General features: G+C 72.3%; 20 protein-coding genes. 15 read left to right on the plus strand and 5 right to left on the minus strand.

What is annotated here, in order from left to right; all coding sequences use genetic code 11:
• Nucleotides 1-4: 4 nt before the first annotated feature.
• Together ACFV6E_RS12435 and ACFV6E_RS12440 are read left to right on the plus strand one after the other, a co-directional pair.
• On the plus strand, nucleotides 5-979 hold the full coding sequence (locus ACFV6E_RS12435) for an ABC transporter ATP-binding protein (protein WP_385460983.1): 975 nt from the start codon (nucleotides 5-7) through the stop codon (nucleotides 977-979).
• Nucleotides 972-2,045, plus strand: a complete 1,074-nt coding sequence (locus ACFV6E_RS12440; protein ID WP_385460986.1) for an ABC transporter ATP-binding protein — start codon at nucleotides 972-974, stop codon at nucleotides 2,043-2,045. Before ACFV6E_RS12435 ends, ACFV6E_RS12440 begins: the two co-directional genes overlap by 8 nt.
• Before the next feature lie 165 nt (nucleotides 2,046-2,210).
• Here the strand turns inward: ACFV6E_RS12440 and ACFV6E_RS12445 are convergent, their stop codons facing one another.
• A complete protein-coding gene (locus tag ACFV6E_RS12445) occupies nucleotides 2,211-4,340 on the minus strand; it encodes a prolyl oligopeptidase family serine peptidase (RefSeq protein ID WP_385460989.1) in 2,130 nt (709 codons plus the stop codon).
• A gap of 177 nt (nucleotides 4,341-4,517) precedes the next feature.
• Between ACFV6E_RS12445 and ACFV6E_RS12450 the strand changes: the two genes are divergently transcribed.
• The gene (locus tag ACFV6E_RS12450; protein WP_385163224.1) at nucleotides 4,518-4,712 is read left to right on the plus strand and encodes a hypothetical protein; all 195 of its coding nucleotides are present in this window, start codon (nucleotides 4,518-4,520) and stop codon (nucleotides 4,710-4,712) included.
• A gap of 27 nt (nucleotides 4,713-4,739) precedes the next feature.
• On the opposite strand, the gene ACFV6E_RS12455 is transcribed toward ACFV6E_RS12450, so the two are convergent.
• Together ACFV6E_RS12455 and ACFV6E_RS12460 are read right to left on the minus strand one after the other, a co-directional pair.
• Nucleotides 4,740-4,952 carry a DUF397 domain-containing protein gene (locus ACFV6E_RS12455; protein WP_385163227.1) on the minus strand — a complete coding sequence of 71 codons (213 nt, stop codon included), beginning with the start codon at nucleotides 4,950-4,952 and terminating at the stop codon, nucleotides 4,740-4,742.
• Entirely contained in the window at nucleotides 4,949-5,833 is an 885-nt protein-coding gene (locus ACFV6E_RS12460; RefSeq protein ID WP_385460992.1) for a helix-turn-helix domain-containing protein, read from the minus strand. The genes ACFV6E_RS12455 and ACFV6E_RS12460 overlap by 4 nt, the downstream gene beginning before the upstream one ends.
• 143 nt (nucleotides 5,834-5,976) lie before the next feature.
• Between ACFV6E_RS12460 and ACFV6E_RS12465 the strand changes: the two genes are divergently transcribed.
• From ACFV6E_RS12465 to ACFV6E_RS12510, 10 genes are all read left to right on the plus strand, one after another.
• On the plus strand, nucleotides 5,977-6,444 hold the full coding sequence (locus ACFV6E_RS12465; RefSeq protein WP_385460995.1) for an ATP-binding protein: 468 nt from the start codon (nucleotides 5,977-5,979) through the stop codon (nucleotides 6,442-6,444).
• 242 nt (nucleotides 6,445-6,686) lie between these two features.
• A complete protein-coding gene (locus ACFV6E_RS12470) occupies nucleotides 6,687-7,595 on the plus strand; it encodes a helix-turn-helix domain-containing protein (RefSeq protein WP_385460998.1) in 909 nt (302 codons plus the stop codon).
• Between the two features lie 52 nt (nucleotides 7,596-7,647).
• Nucleotides 7,648-8,253, plus strand: coding sequence for a Uma2 family endonuclease (locus ACFV6E_RS12475; RefSeq protein WP_385163237.1), 606 nt, complete (start codon nucleotides 7,648-7,650; stop codon nucleotides 8,251-8,253).
• Between the two features lie 55 nt (nucleotides 8,254-8,308).
• On the plus strand, nucleotides 8,309-9,223 hold the full coding sequence (gene mshB, locus ACFV6E_RS12480) for an N-acetyl-1-D-myo-inositol-2-amino-2-deoxy-alpha-D-glucopyranoside deacetylase (protein WP_385461001.1): 915 nt from the start codon (nucleotides 8,309-8,311) through the stop codon (nucleotides 9,221-9,223).
• Nucleotides 9,223-9,642, plus strand: a complete 420-nt coding sequence (locus ACFV6E_RS12485; protein WP_385163241.1) for a DUF6113 family protein — start codon at nucleotides 9,223-9,225, stop codon at nucleotides 9,640-9,642. Before mshB ends, ACFV6E_RS12485 begins: the two co-directional genes overlap by 1 nt.
• 160 nt (nucleotides 9,643-9,802) lie before the next feature.
• Nucleotides 9,803-11,947, plus strand: coding sequence for a hypothetical protein (locus ACFV6E_RS12490; protein ID WP_385461004.1), 2,145 nt, complete (start codon nucleotides 9,803-9,805; stop codon nucleotides 11,945-11,947).
• A gap of 256 nt (nucleotides 11,948-12,203) precedes the next feature.
• Complete coding sequence (locus ACFV6E_RS12495) at nucleotides 12,204-13,151, plus strand: ABC transporter ATP-binding protein (RefSeq protein ID WP_385461007.1); 948 nt, start codon at nucleotides 12,204-12,206, stop codon at nucleotides 13,149-13,151.
• Complete coding sequence (locus ACFV6E_RS12500) at nucleotides 13,148-13,888, plus strand: ABC transporter permease (RefSeq protein WP_385461010.1); 741 nt, start codon at nucleotides 13,148-13,150, stop codon at nucleotides 13,886-13,888. Before ACFV6E_RS12495 ends, ACFV6E_RS12500 begins: the two co-directional genes overlap by 4 nt.
• Nucleotides 13,889-13,893: 5 nt before the next feature.
• Nucleotides 13,894-15,213: a sensor histidine kinase gene (locus tag ACFV6E_RS12505; protein WP_385461037.1), complete on the plus strand. Its 1,320-nt coding sequence runs from the start codon at nucleotides 13,894-13,896 to the stop codon at nucleotides 15,211-15,213.
• Entirely contained in the window at nucleotides 15,210-15,824 is a 615-nt protein-coding gene (locus ACFV6E_RS12510; protein WP_385163251.1) for a response regulator, read from the plus strand. Before ACFV6E_RS12505 ends, ACFV6E_RS12510 begins: the two co-directional genes overlap by 4 nt.
• Before the next feature lie 55 nt (nucleotides 15,825-15,879).
• On the opposite strand, the gene ACFV6E_RS12515 is transcribed toward ACFV6E_RS12510, so the two are convergent.
• Both ACFV6E_RS12515 and ACFV6E_RS12520 read right to left on the minus strand, forming a co-directional pair.
• Nucleotides 15,880-16,731, minus strand: coding sequence for a transglutaminase-like domain-containing protein (locus tag ACFV6E_RS12515; RefSeq protein ID WP_385163270.1), 852 nt, complete (start codon nucleotides 16,729-16,731; stop codon nucleotides 15,880-15,882).
• A gap of 17 nt (nucleotides 16,732-16,748) precedes the next feature.
• Nucleotides 16,749-17,801 (minus strand): GNAT family N-acetyltransferase, encoded by a 1,053-nt coding sequence (locus ACFV6E_RS12520; protein ID WP_385461013.1) that lies wholly within the window; start codon nucleotides 17,799-17,801, stop codon nucleotides 16,749-16,751.
• A gap of 140 nt (nucleotides 17,802-17,941) precedes the next feature.
• Between ACFV6E_RS12520 and fdxA the strand changes: the two genes are divergently transcribed.
• Nucleotides 17,942-18,262, plus strand: a complete 321-nt coding sequence (gene fdxA, locus ACFV6E_RS12525) for a ferredoxin (protein WP_003973842.1) — start codon at nucleotides 17,942-17,944, stop codon at nucleotides 18,260-18,262.
• Between the two features lie 194 nt (nucleotides 18,263-18,456).
• On the plus strand, nucleotides 18,457-19,551 hold the full coding sequence (locus ACFV6E_RS12530) for a bifunctional succinyldiaminopimelate transaminase/glutamate-prephenate aminotransferase (RefSeq protein ID WP_385461016.1): 1,095 nt from the start codon (nucleotides 18,457-18,459) through the stop codon (nucleotides 19,549-19,551).
• Nucleotides 19,552-19,592: the final 41 nt, after the last annotated feature.

The following is a 19,592-nucleotide window of genomic DNA, read 5'->3' on the forward strand; positions in this document are numbered from 1 at the left end:
GGCCGTGCTGCTCGAAGTGCGCGACCTGCGCGTGGAGTTCCGCACCCGGGACGGGGTGGCGAAGGCCGTCAACGGCGTCGACTACCACGTGGACAAGGGCGAGACGCTCGCCGTGCTGGGCGAGTCCGGCTCGGGCAAGTCGGTGACCGCCCAGGCGATCATGGGCATCCTCGACACGCCGCCGGGCCGCATCACGGGCGGCGAGATTCTCTTCCAGAACCGCGACCTGCTGAAGCTGAAAGAGGACGAGCGGCGCAAGGTCCGCGGCGCCGAGATGGCGATGATCTTCCAGGACGCGCTGTCGTCCCTGAACCCCGTACTCACGGTCGGCGACCAGCTCGGCGAGATGTTCACCGTCCACCGCGGCATGTCCCGCAAGGACGCCCGCGCCAAGGCGGTCGAGCTGATGGACCGGGTCCGTATCCCGGCCGCGGCCCAGCGCGTACGGGACTACCCGCACCAGTTCTCCGGCGGCATGCGCCAGCGCATCATGATCGCCATGGCGCTCGCGCTCGAACCGGCCCTGATCATCGCCGACGAGCCCACCACCGCCCTCGACGTCACCGTCCAGGCCCAGGTCATGGACCTGCTGGCCGAGTTGCAGCGCGAGCTCGACATGGGCCTCATCCTCATCACCCACGACCTCGGCGTGGTCGCCGACGTCGCCGACCGGATCGCCGTGATGTACGCGGGCCGGATCGTCGAGTCGGCCCCGGTCCACGACATCTACAAGGCCCCCGCGCACCCGTACACCAGAGGGCTTCTGGAGTCGATCCCGCGCCTGGACCAGAAGGGCCGGGAGCTCTACGCGATCAAGGGCCTGCCGCCCAACCTGACGCACATCCCGCCGGGCTGCGCCTTCCACCCGCGCTGCCCGATGGCCCGCGACGTGTGCCGCACCGACGAACCGCCGCTGTACGAGGTCTCCGAGGTCCGCGGCAGCGCGTGCCACTTCTGGAGGGAGTGCCTGGATGCCTGAGCCGATTCTGGAGGTCAGCGGCCTGGTCAAGCACTATCCGCTCACCCGGGGCATCGTGTTCCGCAAGCAGGTCGGAGCCGTCAGGGCGGTCGACGGCGTCGACTTCCGTCTCGACCGGGGCGAGACCCTGGGCATCGTCGGCGAATCGGGCTGCGGCAAGTCGACCGTCGCCCGCATGCTGGTCAACCTGGAACGCCCGACGGCGGGCGAGATCCGCTACAAGGGCGAGGACATCACCAAGCTGTCGGGCCGGGCCCTGAAGGCGGTCCGCCGCAACATCCAGATGGTCTTCCAGGACCCGTACACCTCGCTCAACCCGCGGATGACGGTGGGCGACATCATCGGGGAGCCGTACGACATCCATCCGGAGGTGGCGCCGAAGGGCGACCGGCGGCGCAGGGTCCAGGAACTGCTGGACGTGGTGGGCCTGAACCCGGAGTACATCAACCGCTATCCGCACCAGTTCTCCGGCGGCCAGCGCCAGCGCATCGGCATCGCCCGGGGCCTCGCCCTGCGCCCGGAGATCATCGTCGCCGACGAACCGGTCTCCGCCCTCGACGTCTCCGTCCAGGCGCAGGTCGTCAACCTCCTGGACCGCCTCCAGGACGAGTTCGACCTCTCGTACGTCTTCATCGCGCACGACCTGTCGATCGTGCGGCACATCTCCGACCGGGTCGGGGTGATGTACCTCGGCCGCATCGTGGAGACCGGCCGGGACGCCGAGATCTACGACCACCCGACGCACCCCTACACCCAGGCCCTGCTGTCCGCCGTGCCCGTACCGGACCCGGAGGCGCGCGAGCACCGCGAACGGATCATCCTGTCCGGCGACGTCCCGTCCCCGGCGAACATCCCGTCCGGCTGCCGCTTCCGCACCCGCTGCTGGAAGGCGCGGGAGCGGTGCGCGCTCGAAGTGCCGCTGCTGGCCGTGCCCGCGGAGTTCCGCTACACCGAGGGCCCGGCCGCGCACCCGTCGGCGTGCCACTTCGCGGAGGAGAAACACGTGGTCCCGCCGGAGACGAGCCGGCCGGCACCGCCCGAGGGGCCGTCCGAGCCCTCGGCATAAGCGCACAAACGGCGACAAAGTTCGTTTACACAGGGGCAACTTGACGGAAGCGGTACCGATATACGGACGCGCCAAGGTGAACACCGTACGGCCGTGCGGGTGCCGTAGACGGACCGGGGCGAGCCATGTCGCCCCGGTCCGTCGCATCTCACCGCGTGGCGGCCGTCAGTCCAGCCCCAGCGACCGCTTCAGGAAGTCCACCTGGAGCAGCAGCAGGTTCTCGGCGACCTGCTCCTGCGGGGTCATGTGCGTGACGCCCGACAGCGGCACCACCTCGTGCGGGCGGCCCGCGGCGAGCAGCGCGGAGGACAGCCGCAGACTGTGGGCGACCACCACGTTGTCGTCGGCGAGCCCGTGCACGATCATCGTCGGCCGCGCGGGTCCGGCGGCCAGTACGAGCCCGTTGTCGTCGATCAGCGAATTGGCCGCGTACACCTCGGGCTGACGGTTCGGATCGCCCAAGTACCGCTCCGTGTAGTGCGTGTCGTACAGCCGCTGGTCGGTGACCGGGGCGCCGAGCACACCCGCGTGGAAGACGTCGGGCCGGCGCAGCACCGCGAGCCCGGCCAGATAGCCGCCGAACGACCACCCACGGATCGCGACCCGGTGCAGATCGAGGGGGAAGCGCCCGGCGAGCCCGTCCAGGGCGTCGACCTGGTCCTGGAGCACGACCGCGGCCATGTCGTCCTTGATCGCCTTCTCCCAGGCGGGGGAGCGCCCCGGCATGCCGCGGCCGTCCGCGACGATCACCGCGAACCCCTGGTCGGCGAACCACTGCGAGGTCAGGAAGGCGTTGTGGGCGGCGAGCACCCGCTGCCCGTGCGGACCTCCGTAGGGGTCCATGAGCACCGGAAGGGGAGCCTCACCGTCGTAGTCCGTAGGCAGCAGCACGGCGCATGGAATTCGCCGTGCGCCCCCCTCGGTGAGCGTCACGCGCGGGGACAGACCGGGATGTTCCGCATAAGAGGCCACGGTCCCGACGCGCTTGCCGTCGCGCAGCACCTGCACGTCGGCGCCCGGTTTGTCCGGTACGGACGACACGAGCACGGTCACCCCGCCGCCCCGGACCGCCGAGTGCACCCCCGGCTCCTGCGAGATCCGCTCCACACCCAGCTCGTTGACCCGGTACACGTGGATCTCGCCGGTCTCCGGGGACGCGGCACCCTCGCCCGCGGACGCCGAGACCAGCACGTCGTCGTCCGAGACGTCCAGCACGGCACGCAGCTGCAACTGCGGTCCGGTCAGCGGACGTTCCCCGAAGGCGAGCACCCGCGCACCGCCCTCGTCGGCGATCCGTACGAGCTGTCCGCCCGGACTCCAGCACGGCACACCAGGGAAAAGATCAAGCCAATGTGGATCTTCATCGGCGTGCACCATCCGGGTCGCCCCGGTGACCGGATCCACCGCCAGGAAAAGCTGGCTGCGCTGATCACGCGCCTGCACCAGGACGAGCGGCGCACCAGCCGCTGACCAGTGCACATGCGCCACGTACGGGTACCGCTCCCGGTCCCAGAGCACCTCCGCGCGCTGCCCGTCCAGCCCCATGACGAAGAGCCGGACGTCCGCGTTCTCGGTGCCCGCCGCCGGATACGCGACCTGCTGCGGAGCCCGGTCGGGATGGGCGGGATCGGCGATCCACCAGCGCCGCACCGGCGCGTCGTCGACCCGGGCGACCAGCAGCCGGTCTGCCTCCGGCGACCACCAGAACCCGCGCGAACGCCCCATCTCCTCGGCCGCGATGAACTCGGCGAGCCCGTACGTGACCGTCTCCGACTCGGGCTCCGCGAGCACCCGGTCGTCCGCGCCCTCGGCCCCCACGACCCGCAGGGCGCCCCCGCTGACGTACGCGATCAGCCGCCCGTCGGGGGACGGCCGCGGGTCGATCACGGGTCCGGGAACGCGCAGTTCACGTGCGGTGCCGACGCGCAGCTCGGCCGCGAAGAGCCGCCCCGACAACGCGAAGGAGGCCAACTCGACGGCGCTGTCGGTGGCGTACGCGACGATCCCGGCACCGCCCTCGCGGCTGCGCTCGCGCCGCGCCCGCTCCTCGGCGGACAGCCGCTCGGCGGCGCCTTTGAGCAGGGCCGGCGGGTCGGCGGCGACCCGCTCCTCACCGCTGCCGACGTCGAGGACCCACAGCACGTTCGCCCGGTCCGTGCCGGAACGGGAGCGCAGAAAGACGACTCGGCCGCCGTCCGGCGACACGGTGAACGCACGGGGTGCGCCGAGTGTGAACCGCTGGGTGCGCGCCTGGAGTCGCGGGAAGGAAGGGGGCTCTGAGGGCTCGGTCTTCATGCCCCGACCATATTGGCCATGCGCCCCCTTGTGCGGCCGTGCGCCGATCGATGCGCGCGTACGGATAGTTATGATCACTAGCGCTGTGTGGGTATGAACCCCGCTGGCTGCTGTAAGGAATTGCTGTCCCCCGAGTCCGACCCCCCATGTCCCTGGGATCTTTGGAGGTGAGCCGCCGTGGCACTCTCGATTTCGGCGGTGGTGCTGCTGGCGATCATCGTCTTCATCCTGGTGAAGAAATCAGGACTGAAGGCCGTCCATGCCCTCGTATGCGTCCTGCTGGGCTTCTATCTCGCCTCCTCGACGATCGCCCCGACGATCAACGAGCTGACCAACAACATCGCGGGCATGATCGGCAGCATCAAGTTCTGACCCGCGCCAGGCCGTTCCGCCGGGCCGTCACGCCCCCTCGGAGGCGTATGGGAGGAAGTCCGCCCATGCGGAGGGGGTGATGGCCAGGCGGGGGCCCAGGGGGTTCTTGGAGTCACGGACGTGGACGGTGCCGGGCTGCGTGGCGATCTCCACGCACGAGTCGCCCTCGTTGCCGTCGCTGTAACTGCTCTTGAACCAGGCGAGGTCCGCGGCATTCCCGGCGGCGGCCTTGCGGATCATGTTTCCCCCAGCAATTGCTCGATGAAGGCCAACGACTCCCGGGGTGGGAGGGCCTGCGCCCGGATGGTGCCATACCGCAGTTCCAGGATGCGGAGCTGCCTTGGCTCCGAGGTCGGTCGGCCGTTGAACGCGCCCTCGGCTCGCCCCACCGCGGTGCCGTCCTCGAACTTCAGCAACTCGATCTTGCCATCCAAGCCTGGATGCACTTCGCAGTGCGTCGGCATCACCTGAAGCGTGACGTTGCGCAACTCGCTCACCGCAAGCAAGTGTTCGAGCTGTGCTCGCCATACCATTCTGCCCCCGAGGGGGCGGCGCAGCGGCCCTTCTTCCAGCACAAAGCCGAGCGCCGGGGCCGGTTCCTTCTCGAAGATGGCCTGCCGGGCCACACGGGCGGCCACCATCCGCTCCACTTCCTGCCGTGAGTACGAAGGCTGTCGTGATTCGAACGCCGCCTTGGCGTGTTCGGCCGTCTGCAACAGACCACTGATGCTGTGGCAGACGTACACGCCGATCTCAACCGCCCGCGCCTCCATCTGAGCAAGATCCCGCACCTTCTTCGGATACCGGACCTTCTTGACGTCCTCCTTCATGGCCGCGAGGAGCCCGTCGGCGCCCAGTACCTCGTCCGCCCTGTCCAGGTACTCGGGCCGGGGGATCCGCTTCCCGCTCTCGATCTTGTAGACGAGATCCTCGCCGTACCCGGCCGCCACGGCGAAGTCGGCGGCCCGCATCCCCGAGGCCTCCCTCCGCAGCTTCAACTGCCGCCCGACGGTGGTCACCACGGCGAGCGCCCAGTCGTCGTCCGGGTCCACCTCCCACCCCGGCTCGTCCGGCCCCTCCGCGCCGCTCTCAAGTCGTGCGGCTTCCGCGTCAACCGACATGCGCGCTCCTCCGTAGTGCCGTCGCGTATCGCCACGCCTCACCCGGACCAACCGCTCCGACAGTCCGGACAGCACCGGACAGTGACACTACGCAACACCGCGATTACCCGTAACGGTATGTCGCGTCGGCCACGCTGGGTGACGTGAACCAGGATTTCGCCCAGGCAGGGCCGCAACTCGACCAGCTCGCACACCACTTCAGCGTGCTGCTCTCGGCCACCCCGCGCGGTGCCCGCCTCGCCCGGCTGCTCGCGGCCGATCAGCTCCGGAGCTGGGGGCTCCCGTGCGAGGGGGCGTCCCACGTCGTGGCGGAGCTGGCGGCGAACGCCGCGACGCACGGCCGGCTGCCCGGCCGCAGCTTCCGTCTCACGCTCCGCGTGGTCGGCCGCACCCTGCGCATCGAGATCACCGACGCGCGCGGCGACCGGAAGCCGGCGGCGGGCGAGCCCGGGCCCGACGCCGAGTCCGGCCGTGGCCTGCTGCTCGTGGAGGCCCTCGCCGACCGCTGGGGGGTCGCCGACGGGCCCTGCCCACGCAAGATCGTCTGGGCCGAACTGGCGTTGTCGTCACCGGAACCCGCCCCCACGCGTTCCGGTGAGCGCGGCGGCTGAAGAACACAAGAACGCAAGGGGGAAAGCACCCTGCCGAACCCCACCCCTCCCGCCCGCGGTCCACGCCACAGGCCGTGCTCACTCGGGCGGGTGAACATCCGGGGCTCAGCTGGATTTCACGGCCCTCCGCGGCTCTACGCTCAGCGCAACCGCACCACACAGCCGCAGACATGCGACGGCCCCCGCCGGGACTGGCATCCCAGTGCGAGGGCCTGACCACCGAGGAAGGTAAGGACTTCCCGATGGGTAACCAGAACCCTAGCGCGCCCCCGCGCGCCGAGTCCCGTATCGCGGGCAACAAGCCCCCGAACGGGCATCCCCGCCCCGGCGGACTCGCCCACGACAACACCCGCCACACCACCCGCTTCACAGTGGTCGGCAACCACCTCGCCCAGCACCACGAGCTGTCGCTGCTCGCGATCGGGCTCGGCGTCCACCTCCAGTCGCTGCCCAAGGGCGCCCGCGTCGACATCAAGACCCTCGCGGCCCGCTTCCCGGAGGGAGCCACCCGGATCGCCGCCGCCCTGCGTGAGCTGGAGGCCCACGGCTATCTGCGCCGTACGCGCGAACGCGTCCCCGGCGGCCGGATCGTCACCCGCACGGTCTCGTGCAACCAGCCGGGCGCGGCCGGGCGGCGCGCCGACGCGCCGCGCTCCGCGACCCTTGAGCGAGCGAGGGAGGGGACACCACGCGACCATGCACACGCGCCGCCGAAGCGCGAGAAGCGCGGCCCCCGCAAGCCGCTCCCCGCCGTACCGCAACCCGCGTGTCCGGCCCCCGACCTCCTCCAGGCCGCCACGGACCTCCTCTCCGGCCTGCGCCGCCATGACTCCCGCCTGCTCCTGTCCTCCTGCGACACCGATCACCTGGCCCCCGGTGTCGCGGCCTGGCTGGAGCGAGACGTCAGCGCCACCGCCGTACGTCACGCGCTGACCGCCGATCTGCCCCCGGAGGGCCTGCGCCGCCCCGCCGCCCTCCTGGCCCACCGCCTCGCGGCCCGGCTGCCACCGCCGCCCCCGTTCCGCGCCCCGGCCGCCCCGCCACCCGCAATCCACGAGATGCGCAACTGCGACGGCTGCGACCGCGGCTTCCGTTCGGCTGGGACCCGCCTGTGCCGCGACTGCCGAACCGACCCCACGAAGGGCGCCTAGCATGAACGTGACGATCCTTGCCCCTGGGCACAGACGACGAGGAGCGAGCGCCATGACCGTCGTACCGGGCAACGCGGAGCGGGGTGCCGCGCGTCTCTACCGGGCCATGCGCGATTTCGTCCACTCCACGGACGACACGCTGCCGGGCAGATTCGAGATCACCAAGGAAGGGATCGTCCACGACATGATGTCGCCCAGTGGTCGGCACGAGCTGACGACCCTGCGGCTCCGTAAGCGCCTGGAAAAGGTGATGCCGGAGGAGATCGTGGCCCACACGGGTGAGCCCGATGTGGAAGACGAGCCCGCGGGCGTCATGCGTCGCCCTGATGTCATGGTGATCAGCGAAGAGGACATGGACACCGATGGATCCATCGATCCCCGGATGCTCATCGCCGCCATCGAGGTCGTCTCCCGCTCCAATCCGGACAACGACTGGGTCGGCAAAGTGCGCGACTATCCACTGCTCGGTGTCCCCGTCTACGCGGTCTTCGACCCCCGCACCGGCGCAGGCGCCGTCTTCACCGACATCCACCCGACCCCGGACGGTCCCCGCTACGCCACCCGCAAGGACTTCGTCTACGGCGAGGACGTCACCATCGGTGACTGGACGATTCCGACGGACGGCCTGCCCCGCTACAGGGACGACGGCTCGGCGTAAGCCGGCTCCTGAACTCGCCGTCCTGCCGCGGACGGCGCCCTCGTAGGGTGGACCCATGACCGAACCCCCCGACCGGCGTCTTCTCCTGGTGCACGCGCACCCGGACGACGAGTCGATCAACAACGGCGCCACCATGGCCAGGTACGCGGCCGAGGGCGCCCAGGTGACGCTGGTGACCTGCACCCTCGGCGAAGGGGGCGAGGTCATCCCGCCCGGACTCGCGCACCTGACGGGCGACGCCCTCGGGAGCCACCGCCTCGCGGAGCTGGACGCGGCGATGCGCGAGCTGGGCGTGACGGACCACCGCCGCCTCGGCGGCGACACCCGCTACCGGGACTCCGGGATGATGGGCGGCCCGGACAACGACGACCCGCGCTGCTTCTGGCGGGCGGACGTCGACGAGGCCGCGGCGCACCTGGTCGCGGTGGTCCGCGAGATCCGCCCCCAGGTCCTGGTCACCTACGACCCGGACGGCGGCTACGGCCACCCCGACCACATCCAGACCCACCGCGTGGCCATGCGCGCGGCCGACCTGGCCGCCGACCCCGCCTTCCGTCCGGACCTCGGGGAGCCCTGGCGCATTGCCAAGGTGTACTGGAACCGCGTACCGCGCTCGGTGGCCGAAGCGGCCTTCGCGGACCTGCGCGGAGCCCTTCCGGACCTCCCTTTCGTCAAGTCCGCCGAGGTCGGCGACGTACCGGGCGTGGTCGACGACACGACCGTCACCACGGCGGTCGACGGCTCGGCTTTCGCGGCAGCAAAGGCCGCGGCGATGAGGGCGCACGCCACCCAGATCGAGGTCGCGGAACCGTGGTTCGCCCTCTCGAACGAGCTGGCGCAGCCGCTGTTCCCGACGGAGTACTACGAGCTGGTGCGCGGCGACCGCGGCCCGTCCGGCAGCATGACGGGCATGGAGACGGACCTCTTCGCGGGCATCGCCGCGGCACCCTCGGGAAGGGCGAACGCCTGATGAGCACGACAGGCCAGCGCGGCAGCGCACTCGCACAGCCCCTGCCGAAGCCCTCGGCAGGGAAGATCGCCGCGGGGATCGGCCTGGCCCTGCTGGGCGCCCTCACTGGGCTGGCCGGGGCGCTCCTCCAGGGCGCCTGGTTCCCGGGCGGCCTGCTGCTCGCGCTCGCGGGCGCGGCCGGCTGCTTCCTCGGCGGCGCACGCGCCCTGGGCAACCGGGCGGGCGCCGTCGCGCCGGCCCTCGGCTGGATGATCGCGGTCGTCCTGCTCACCACCACCCGCCCCGAGGGCGACTTCCTCTTCGCCGCGGGACTCGGCTCCAACCTTTTCCTGCTCGGCGGGATGGTTGTGGGTGTGATGTGCGCCACCCTTGGCTTCGGGCGGCAACCGAACGGGCATGACGTCCGACTTGGCAAGTGACGTACCACTTCGCCGTATCGGCGAGGTGCGGGTCCCGTGGGGGTTTCCCCCGCGGGCGCGAGTTGCGTGCCGGACGCGGCCAGTATGGTGGTGCGCGCCGCCGAGCTGCCCGAGTTGAGGTCGAGTAAACGGGCGGCGGAGCCAACCGGGAGAACCTGCCTTGAGTCGTGAAACTGACAGTTCGTCCTCCGGGCCCAACGGGCGCGGTGGAGCCGCGTACCCGTCGGGGACGCCGCCGTACGGCACCCCCGCGGCTTCCGACGCCGCCGCCGACGCGGGCCGTTCGGCCACGCAGCCGGAGGAACGCAAGACCGAGACCACGCTGACGACCCGGATCCGGATCAACATCCCCGGGTCCCGGCCGATCCCGCCGGTGGTCGTGCGCACGCCGATGGCGGACGCCGACGCGTCCGCCGACAGCACGGACGGCACGGGCGCCGTTGCCGAGACGACGGGCTCCATGCGCCTGCCCGCGTCCGCTCCTCAGGCTCCCGCGGCCGACGCCGCCGAGCCCCCGGCACCCGCCGAGGAGAAGAAGGAGAAGACGAGCGACTGGTTCGCGCCGCGCAAGGCCACGCCGAAGGGCGGTGCGGGCGGCGGCACCAACGGCGCCGGACTGCCGGGCGGTTCACGCCCGGCCGACACCGGCGGGCCCGCCCAGAGCACGGGCAGGCCCGCGGGCCAGGCCGGTCCGATGGGCGGCCCGCGCCCCGGCACGGCCGGCGGACGCCCCGGCGGCACGAACGGCGCCGGGCTCCCCGGTGCCACCGGCGCCGGTCCCGTGGCTCCCGGCCATGGCGGCGGCACCGGCTCCTTCGACGTCTCCGGCGCTCTCGGCGGCACCGGCTCGCAGCCGTCCGCGGCGGCCGGCGGCGACGGCACGGGCCGCGACTCCCTGCCGTACTTCGACGCGAACGGCCAGAACGGCCAGGGCGGTCCGGCGGGACCGACCGGCGGCCCGGTCACCGGCGACGGCCCGATGATGCCGCCCGGCGCGGGCTCGCGCACCCCCGGTCCGTCCCAGGGCGGCCAGGGGCTGCCTCCCGGTGGTCCCGGCGCGACCCCCACCGGCCCGGGAGTCCCCGGAATTCCGGGAGTCCCCGGCGGCGGCCTCAGCGACGACACCGCGATCCTCACCCCGCAGCGGCAGGTCCCCGAGCCGGACGGCCACGGCTACGGCGCGAACGACAACGTCTCCGGCCACACCGTCACCAGCGGCATCCCCGTCGTACCGGGCGGCCAGAGCTCGCCGTTCCCGCCGGGCGGGCCCACCGACGGACCGGTGCCGCACACCCCGAAGGCGCCCGAACCGGCCCCGGCCCCGGCCGCCGCGAAGTCCGCCAAGCCGGCCAAGAAGAAGGGGCGCAGCAAGCTGGTGCTCCTCGCCGTCGGCCTGGTGGCCATAGGCGGTGTCGCCTACGGTGCCGGACTGCTGATGAACCGCTCGGACGTGCCCAAGGGCACCACCGTGCTCGGCGTGGACATCGGCGGCGGCACCCGCGACGACGCCGTCAAGAAGCTCGACAACGCCTTCGGCGAGCGCACCAACAAGGCGCTCCAGCTCTCGGTCGACGGCGACACCGTGTCGCTGAAGCCGGACCAGTCGGGGCTCCAGCTCGACAGCAAGGCCACCGTCAGCGCGGCCGCGACCAGCGACTACAACCCGGTCTCCGTGATCGGCTCGCTGTTCGGGCAGAAGCGCGTGGTCGAGCCCGTGATGCCGGTGGACGAGGAGAAGTTGCAGGCCGCGCTGGAGCGCGCCGCGGGCGGCTCCGGTTCGGCGAGCGACGGCACCATCAAGTTCGAGTCCGGCAAGGCCGTCGCCGTGTACGGCAAGACGGGCAAGGGCATCGACGCGGCGTCGTCCACCCAGGCCGTGGAGAACGCGTACCGGACCCAGGTGGAGACCGGCTCGTCCACCCCGGTGAAGGTGCCGACGGTCACCAAGGAACCGACGGTGGCCAAGGCCGAGGTCGACCGGATGATGAAGAAGTTCGCCCAGCCCGCCATGTCCGCGAACGTCACGGTCAAGACCGACGACCTGCACGCGGTGTCGTTCAGCCCGCAGAACTCCCTGTGGAAGTTCCTCGGCGTCAAGGCGCAGGACGGCAAGCTCGTCGAGTACTACGACAAGACGGCGCTGAAGCAGCTCTACGGCAACACCTTCGACGGCGTCCTGGTCACCCGGGGGACCGGCAAGAAGACGGCCGTCACGGTGGAGGACGTGATCAGCGCACTCCGCCCGGCCCTGCTGTCCACCAGCGCGGCGGACCGCATCGCGGTGATCGACACGAACCCGAGCTAGTGCCCCAACAGGCAACGTTCGCCCCGTCGCGACGCCCGGCACGCACTCTCGCCGCACCGGGCACAAACCCAAGTACGTCCAGTACGAGGGCTTGCGCCCGGCACGCCGAGAGCACGCACCGAACGCCGCTCCTCGACGGGCAAACGTTGCCTGCCGGGGCACTAGGACGTTCTCAATACCGCATGACATCTGTCATCCGGTATTGAGGACACCTCGCACTGCCGCGGGCACCCCCGCCGCGGCCACGATGGATCGCATGAAGACGACTGCGGCGGCCACCACTTCGATCACCACTCCGGTGGTCGCCTTCCATCAGGTGAACAAGAGCTACGGGGGAGTGCGGGCCGTCGACGGGCTCACGCTCGAGCTGCACCCGGGCGAAACCGTCGCCCTCCTCGGCCCGAACGGCGCGGGCAAGTCGACCACCCTCGACCTGCTGCTCGGCCTCAAGCACGCCGACAGCGGCACGGTCCGGATATTCGGCACCGGCCCGCGCGAGGCCGTCGTCGGCGGCCGGGTGGGCGCCATGCTCCAGAGCGGCGGCCTGATGGACGAGGTGACGGTCGCCGAGCTGGTGAAGCTGGCCTGCGCCCTGCACCCGAAGCCGTACGGGGTCACGGACGTGCTCGCCCGCGCGGGCCTGACGCAGCTTGCCGACCGCAAGGTCAACAAGCTCTCGGGCGGGCAGGAGCAGCGCGTCCGCTTCGCGCTCGCCACCGCCGGAGCGAGCGATCTGATCGTCCTGGACGAGCCGACGACCGGCATGGACGTCTCCGCCCGCCAGGCGTTCTGGTCCACCATCCGCGAGCAGGCGGACCAGGGCCGTACGGTCCTGTTCGCCACGCACTACCTGGAGGAGGCGGACGCGGTGGCGGACCGGGTGCTGGTGCTGCACCGGGGCCGGCTGCTGGCCGACGGCACCGCCGCCGAGATCAAGGCTAAGGCGGGCGCCCGCCGGATCTCCTTCGAGCTGCCGGACGACCGGTCCGGGGCGGTCGACGAGGCCGCGCTGCGCACGCTGCCGTTCCTCACATCGATGGACGTGTCGGGCCGTACGTTCCGCCTGAAGTCGTCCGACGCGGACGCCACCGTGCACGCGCTCTACGGACTCGGTGTCTTCCCCCGCAATCTCGAAGTGGCCGGACTCGGCCTGGAGCAGGCGTTCGTGGCCATCACCGCGGCCGAGGAGGCGAAGGCGAAGTGAACAGCCTGGTCAAGCTGGAGATCACCCGGGCCCTGCGCAACCGCAAGTTCCTGTTCTTCTCGGTGATCTACCCCTCCGCCCTGTTCCTGATCATCGCCGGCGGCCAGGACGGCACGGCCATGGTGGACGGCACCGGGCTCACCCTGCCGACCTTCTTCATGGTCTCCATGGCCTCCTTCGGCGCTCTGACCGCCGTCCTGATGGGCAACAGCGAGCGGATAGCGAAGGAGCGGGAGAGCGGCTGGGTGCGGCAGTTGCGGCTGACCCCACTGCCGGGCCGCGGCTATGTGCTGGCCAAGACGGCGAGCGCCGCCGTGATCAGCCTGCCGTCCATCGTGATCGTGTTCGTGGTCGCCGCGGCCGTCAAGGACGTCCGGCTCGACGCCTGGCAGTGGCTGGCGCTCACCGGCGCGATATGGGCCGGCAGCCTGGTCTTCGCCGCGCTCGGCGTGGCCATCGGCTATCTCGCGAGCGGCGACGCCGTCCGCCCGATCACGATGATCGTGTACTTCGGTCTGTCGATGCTCGGCGGCCTGTGGATGCCGACGACGACGTTCCCCGGCTGGCTCCAGGACATCGCCGACTGGCTGCCCACGCACGCGTACGCTGCTCTCGGACAGGCCATCGAGCTGGGTGACGCCCCGCACGCCAAGGATCTCGCCGTCCTCGCCGTCTCCTTCGTCCTGTTCGTTGGCGGCGCGGCCTGGCTCTACCGGAAGGACACGCTGAAGGCGTGAGCGCGATGACCGAGGCCGACGAGCGCGGGCCGGTGCAGCCGGGCCGGCCGCCCGCCAACCGCCGCGAGGCGCTGCGCAAGCTGCTGTGGATCGGCATCTGGCTGGTCTTCCTCGGCGCCCCGCTGCACGACCTGGTGTCCGGCGGCCACACCCCGGCCGGCACCGTGTGCGGCTGGGCCGGGCTGGTGGCCTTCGTCGCCGTCTATTTCGGCCTCGTCTTCCGGCACACGGCCAAGCCGTTCTCGCCCCGTCTGGTCGTCGGTGTGCTGGCCGCGCTGGCCGCGCTCGCCACCGCGCTCTCGCTGACCCTCGGCGCGGACTGGCTGGTGCTGTTCGTCTACGTCGCCGTCTCCTGCGGGGCGACGCTGCCGATGCGCGCCGCCCGGTGGACGATCCCGGCGGCCACGGTCCTGATGCTGCTCATAGGGCTGCGCTACGACCGGGGCCCGGACGCGGACCTGGCGATCCCGGCGCTGCTCGGCGGGTTCGCGATGACGGGCGTGCGGCAACTGGTGCGGACGACGGTCGAGTTGCGCAGGGCGCGGGCCACCGTCGCCCAGCTCGCCGCGAACGAGGAGCGGCTGCGGCTGGCCCGGGACCTGCACGACCTGCTGGGGCACTCGCTGTCGCTGATCACCCTCAAGAGCGAGCTGGCGGGCCGGATGCTTCCCGGGCACCCGGACAAGGCGGCCCAGCAGGTCGCCGACATCGAGAGCGTCAGCCGCCAGGCCCTGGTCGACGTCCGGGAGGCGGTCACCGGCTACCGGCGGCCCCGCCTCTCCGGCGAACTGGCGGGCGCCCAGGTCGCGCTGACCGCCGCCGGGGTCGCCGCGGACCTGCCGCCCGGACCCGACCCCGGTGCGGTCGCCGAGGAGAGCGAGTCGGCGCTGGCCTGGGCGCTGCGCGAGGCGGTCACCAACGTCGTCCGGCACAGCGGGGCCCGGCGCTGCACGGTGGGGCTCGCGCGCCGGCCGACCCTGGCGGGCGACATCCTCGAACTGACCGTGGAGGACGACGGATCCGGCGGCACGGGCAAGGGCCCGGGGAACGGTCTGACGGGACTGGCGGAGCGGCTGGCGAAGGCGGGCGGATCACTGGAGGCGGACCGGACGCGGCACGGCTTCCGGCTGGTCGCCCGGGTGCCCGTGGCCGGTCCGGCGGGGGCGTCCGGCGGTTCGGGCTCCGGTCCGGGGGAGGCGTCCGACCGTTTCGGCTCCGGCCCGGCGGGTGCGTCCGACCGTATCGGCTCCGGTCCGGCGGGGGCATCCAACCACCTCGGCGGGGCCGCCGGGGCCGCCGGTGACACCGTAGGATCCGGCTCATGAGCCGTACGATCAAGGTCCTGCTCGCCGAGGACCAGTCGATGGTCCGGGAGGCCCTGGCCGCGCTCCTCGGCCTGGAGCCGGACATCGAGGTCGTCGCCCAGGTGGCGCGCGGCGACGAGGTGCTGGACGCGGTCCGCGCGCACGACGTGGACGTGGCGCTCCTCGACATCGAGATGCCGGGTGCCACGGGCATCGAGGCGGCGGCCCTGGTGCACCGGGAGTTCCCGGCCGTCAAGCTGGTCGTGCTGACCACCTTCGGGCGTCCCGGCTATCTGCGCAGCGCCATGGAGTCGGGGGCCGACGCCTTCCTGGTGAAGGACGCGCCCGCGGCCCAGCTCGCGGCCGCGGTGCGCGCGGTGCTCGCCGGGGAGCGGGTGATCGACCCGACGCTCGCCGCCGCGGCCCTCGCGGAGGGGGCGAACCCGCTGACCGACCGCGAGCGCGAGATCCTGCGAGCGGCGGCGGACGGCGCCACGAACGCCGAACTCGCCGGTGCCCTGCACCTGTCCCAGGGCACCGTCCGCAACTACCTGTCCACGGCGATCCAGAAGCTGGCCGTCCGCAACCGCGCGGAGGCGGTCCGCACGGCCCGAGAGAAGGGCTGGCTGTAGCCGTGGGACGGGCCGGCCGCGGTCCCGCCCTGCCTGTCCCCGCCGTGCGCGCAGGTCAGTTGAGCAGTGCCCGGGCGGCGCGGGCCTGCCTGCGCACCCGGTCGGCCGCCGGTTCGTCCACGGCGGCCACCACCTCCGCGTACGCGTCCAGTTCCGCGGCGCCCGTCCGGAAGTCGCCGCGCTGGACGAGCAACTGGGCCCGCTCGTAGCGCAGCCGCGCGGGGTGCGAGGGCAGCAGCAGGGACAGTTCGATCGCCCACAGGGCGACGTCGGAGCGTTCGGGCCGGGCGGCGGCCCAGGCGCGGATGTTGTTCAGGATCCGCAGTACCACGTCGAGCGGGTCGGCGGGCGTGAGCATCGACGGGTCGAGCGGCGCGCCGGTCGCGCCCGCGACGAGCAGTTCGGCGTCGGGACCGGTGAGCACCCGGCCGCCGTCGAAGGGGTCGGCCAGGACCTGGTCACCGGGCGGGCCGAAGCCCACCACGAAGTGCCCGGGCAGCGCGACCCCGTACACCGGTGCCCCGGCCCGGCGCGCGACCTCCATCCACACCACGGACAGCAGGATCGGCAGCCCGCGCCGCCGCAGCAGCACCTCGTGCAGCAGCGACGACTCGAGGCGCTGGTAGGCGGCGGGCGTACCGCGGAACCCGCAGCGGCCGCCGAGCAGTTCGGCCAGCGCGGTGGCCCAGGACCGCGGACCGCCGGGCCGGAACGGAAGCTGCCCGGCCAGCCGGTCCAGCTCGATCTGCGCGGCGTCCGTCCCGGCCTCGTCGAGGTCCCGGTCGGCCGCCGCCCCGACCAGCAGGCACAGGAGCGCCAGATCGGGCCGCTCGGAGCGCGCCTCCTCGGCGAACCGCCGCCGCACCTCCGCGGCCCGCCCGGACTCCGGCGGCTCGGGCCCGCGCAGGGCGCCCTCGCCCCCGCTCACACCGGCCCCGAAGCGGCGGCGCCCGTACCGGGATGCCCGCCGGACGCCCCGGCCGCCTCCGGTGCCCGGTAGTGGTGGTAGGCGTGGTGGGCCTCGAAGCCCAGGCCCGTGTACAGGGCACGCGCCCCGGCGTTGTCCGCCTCCACCTGGAGCCAGGCCGCCGAGGCGCCCTCCGCCAGGGCCCGCCCGGCCAGCGCGGCCATCACGTCCTTCGCGAGCCCCCGCCGGCGGTACGCGGGGTCGACCTCGACGGCCGCGAATCCGGCCCACCGCCCGTCCACCACGCACCGCCCGATCGCGGCCGGCGCCGCGCCGTCGGCACCCGGGACGGTCGCGAACCACACGGACGGCCCACTGCCGAGCACCCGCAGCGCCACCTCGCTCAGCCCCTTGCGCTGGTACCGGTCGAGCCACGCCCGGTCCGCGTGCCGGTCGAGCCGCACCTCGGCGGCCGTCTCCCGGTCGGCGACCGGGGCCAGCGCGCCGGTCCACAGCCCCGCCGTCACCTCACGCGTCCAGCCGCGTTCCGCCAGCTCCGCGCAGAGGAGTTCCTGAGTGCCCTCGGCGCCGGTGGCGGTCTGTATCCGGGCCGGCAGGTCCCGGGCGGCGTACCAGTCGCGGACGGCGGCGAGCGCGGCGTCCAGCGGCAGACCGGGATCGCCGAGCGGCAGCGCGGAGTTGGCGCGCTTGGTGTACCCGGAGGCGGCCCGCAGCTCCCAGGCGCCGAGCCGCTCGCTCTCCACCGGCTGCCAGGCCCGCGCCGCGACCCGCGCCAGTTCCTCGTACGAGGCCGCGGGGCCCCGCCTGCGCGCCGGGGCGGACGGTACGACCTTGCCCGCGACCAGCGTGGTTTCCGGAATCGGGACGCGTTCGCCGCCGCGCCGTGTGATCAGCAGCACACCGTCGTCCCATGATGTGAGAACACCCACCGTGTCGGTGAACTTCTCTGCCGTGTCCCCATCTTCGTTCACCCGTCGTACAGAGACGCGTTTGCCCACGTCAGCGGCGGTGATGCGGACCTCAAGGCGCCCGGCCGCGGAGATTTCCACAGGTCAGTTCACCCCTCCTGTTCGGATCATGCCCAAGAACGGAGATACTAGGTGCGGGCATCGACGACGCCGCGCTCCCGCGCGCCAGGCGGCGGAGCCTGAGGAGGCCCGCCAGCGCCCTATCGAGGAGGAACGACAGCGTGACCTACGTCATCGCGCAGCCTTGTGTCGACGTCAAGGACAAGGCGTGCATCGAGGAGTGCCCGGTCGACTGCATCTACGAGGGCCAGCGGTCCTTGTACATCCACCCGGACGAATGCGTCGACTGCGGAGCCTGTGAGCCGGTGTGCCCGGTCGAGGCGATCTTCTACGAGGACGACACTCCGGAAGAGTGGAAGGACTACTACAAGGCGAACGTGGAGTTCTTCGACGAGCTCGGCTCGCCCGGTGGCGCCAGCAAGCTGGGCCTGATCGAGCGCGACCACCCCTTCGTCGCAGCGCTGCCGCCGCAGAACCAGTAAGCGGCCCGGATCCGCGCCGCCTCGGTCCCGCACGGCCCCGCGCCGTGCGGGACCGAGGCGTTTGGCGCGCGAGCCGCCCCGTACGTCCGGCGCGAGCCGCCGTCGCGTACGGCGCGAGCCGTCAGCACCAGCCGTAAGTGCCGTGGGTACGGCGCCCAGCCGCGTCGTCCGCACGAGAAAGTGAGCCCGAACCCGTGTCCGCAGTCTCCGACCGGCTCCCCACCTTCCCCTGGGACAAGCTGGAGCCCTACAAGGCGACGGCCGCCGCTCACCCGGGCGGCATCGTCGACCTGTCCGTCGGCACCCCGGTCGACCCGGTGCCTGACCTGATCCAGAAGGCGCTGGTCGCGGCGGCCGACTCGCCGGGCTATCCGACGGTCTGGGGCACGCCCGAACTGCGCGACGCCCTGACCGGCTGGGTGGAGCGGCGCCTCGGGGCGCGCGGCGTCACCCACCGGCACGTGCTGCCGGTGGTGGGCTCCAAGGAGCTGGTGGCCTGGCTGCCGACCCAGCTCGGCCTCGGCCCCGGCGACAGGGTCGCCTACCCCCGACTGGCGTACCCGACGTACGAGGTCGGCGCCCGGCTGGCCCGCGCGGAACACGTGGCCTACGACGACCCGACCGACCTCGACCCCGCCGGTCTCAAGCTGCTCTGGCTGAACTCGCCGTCGAACCCGACCGGCCGCGTGCTGTCGAAGGAGGAGCTCACCCGGATCGTCGCGTGGGCGCGGCAGCACGGCGTCCTGCTGCTCTCCGACGAGTGCTACATCGAGCTGGGCTGGGAGGCCGGCCCGGTCTCGGTGCTGCACCCGGACGTGTGCGGCGGCTCGTACGAGGGGATCGTGTCGGTCCACTCGCTGTCGAAGCGGTCGAACCTGGCGGGCTACCGGGCGGCGTTCCTGGCCGGTGATCCGGAGGTGCTGGGTCCGCTGCTCGAGATCCGCAAGCACGGCGGGATGATGACGTCCGCGCCGACCCAGGCGGCCGTGGTGGCCGCGCTCGGCGACGACACCCACGTGCGCGAGCAGCGCGAGCGCTACGCGGCCCGCCGCACGCTGCTGCGCGAGGCCCTCCTCGGCCACGGCTTCCGCATCGAGCACAGCGAGGCGAGCCTGTACCTGTGGGCGACGCGGGACGAGTCCTGCTGGGACACCGTGTCGCATCTCGCCGAGCGCGGCATCCTGGTCGCCCCCGGCGACTTCTACGGTTCGGCGGGCGAGCGGTTCGTGCGGGTGGCGCTGACGGCGAGTGACGAGCGGGTGGCGGCCGCGGTGGAGCGCCTGAAGTAGCCGCCACGGCATGCGGACGGGGGTCCGGGGAACGTTGGTTC

This window comes from Streptomyces sp. NPDC059785, assembly GCF_042732375.1.
GTDB lineage: Bacteria > Actinomycetota > Actinomycetes > Streptomycetales > Streptomycetaceae > Streptomyces.

Bases quoted from the DNA above. Each gene is read 5' to 3' on its own strand.
- mshB (WP_385461001.1), top strand. From the start codon at position 8,309: ATGACCGAACCCCCCGACCGGCGTCTTCTCCTGGTGCACGCGCACCCG.
- ACFV6E_RS12510 (WP_385163251.1), top strand. From the start codon at position 15,210: ATGAGCCGTACGATCAAGGTCCTGCTCGCCGAGGACCAGTCGATGGTC.
- ACFV6E_RS12485 (WP_385163241.1), top strand. From the start codon at position 9,223: ATGAGCACGACAGGCCAGCGCGGCAGCGCACTCGCACAGCCCCTGCCG.
- ACFV6E_RS12505 (WP_385461037.1), top strand. From the start codon at position 13,894: ATGACCGAGGCCGACGAGCGCGGGCCGGTGCAGCCGGGCCGGCCGCCC.
- ACFV6E_RS12445 (WP_385460989.1), bottom strand. From the start codon at position 4,340: ATGAAGACCGAGCCCTCAGAGCCCCCTTCCTTCCCGCGACTCCAGGCG.
- ACFV6E_RS12440 (WP_385460986.1), top strand. From the start codon at position 972: ATGCCTGAGCCGATTCTGGAGGTCAGCGGCCTGGTCAAGCACTATCCG.
- ACFV6E_RS12475 (WP_385163237.1), top strand. From the start codon at position 7,648: ATGACCGTCGTACCGGGCAACGCGGAGCGGGGTGCCGCGCGTCTCTAC.
- ACFV6E_RS12470 (WP_385460998.1), top strand. From the start codon at position 6,687: ATGGGTAACCAGAACCCTAGCGCGCCCCCGCGCGCCGAGTCCCGTATC.
- ACFV6E_RS12495 (WP_385461007.1), top strand. From the start codon at position 12,204: ATGAAGACGACTGCGGCGGCCACCACTTCGATCACCACTCCGGTGGTC.
- ACFV6E_RS12460 (WP_385460992.1), bottom strand. From the start codon at position 5,833: ATGTCGGTTGACGCGGAAGCCGCACGACTTGAGAGCGGCGCGGAGGGG.
- ACFV6E_RS12455 (WP_385163227.1), bottom strand. From the start codon at position 4,952: ATGATCCGCAAGGCCGCCGCCGGGAATGCCGCGGACCTCGCCTGGTTC.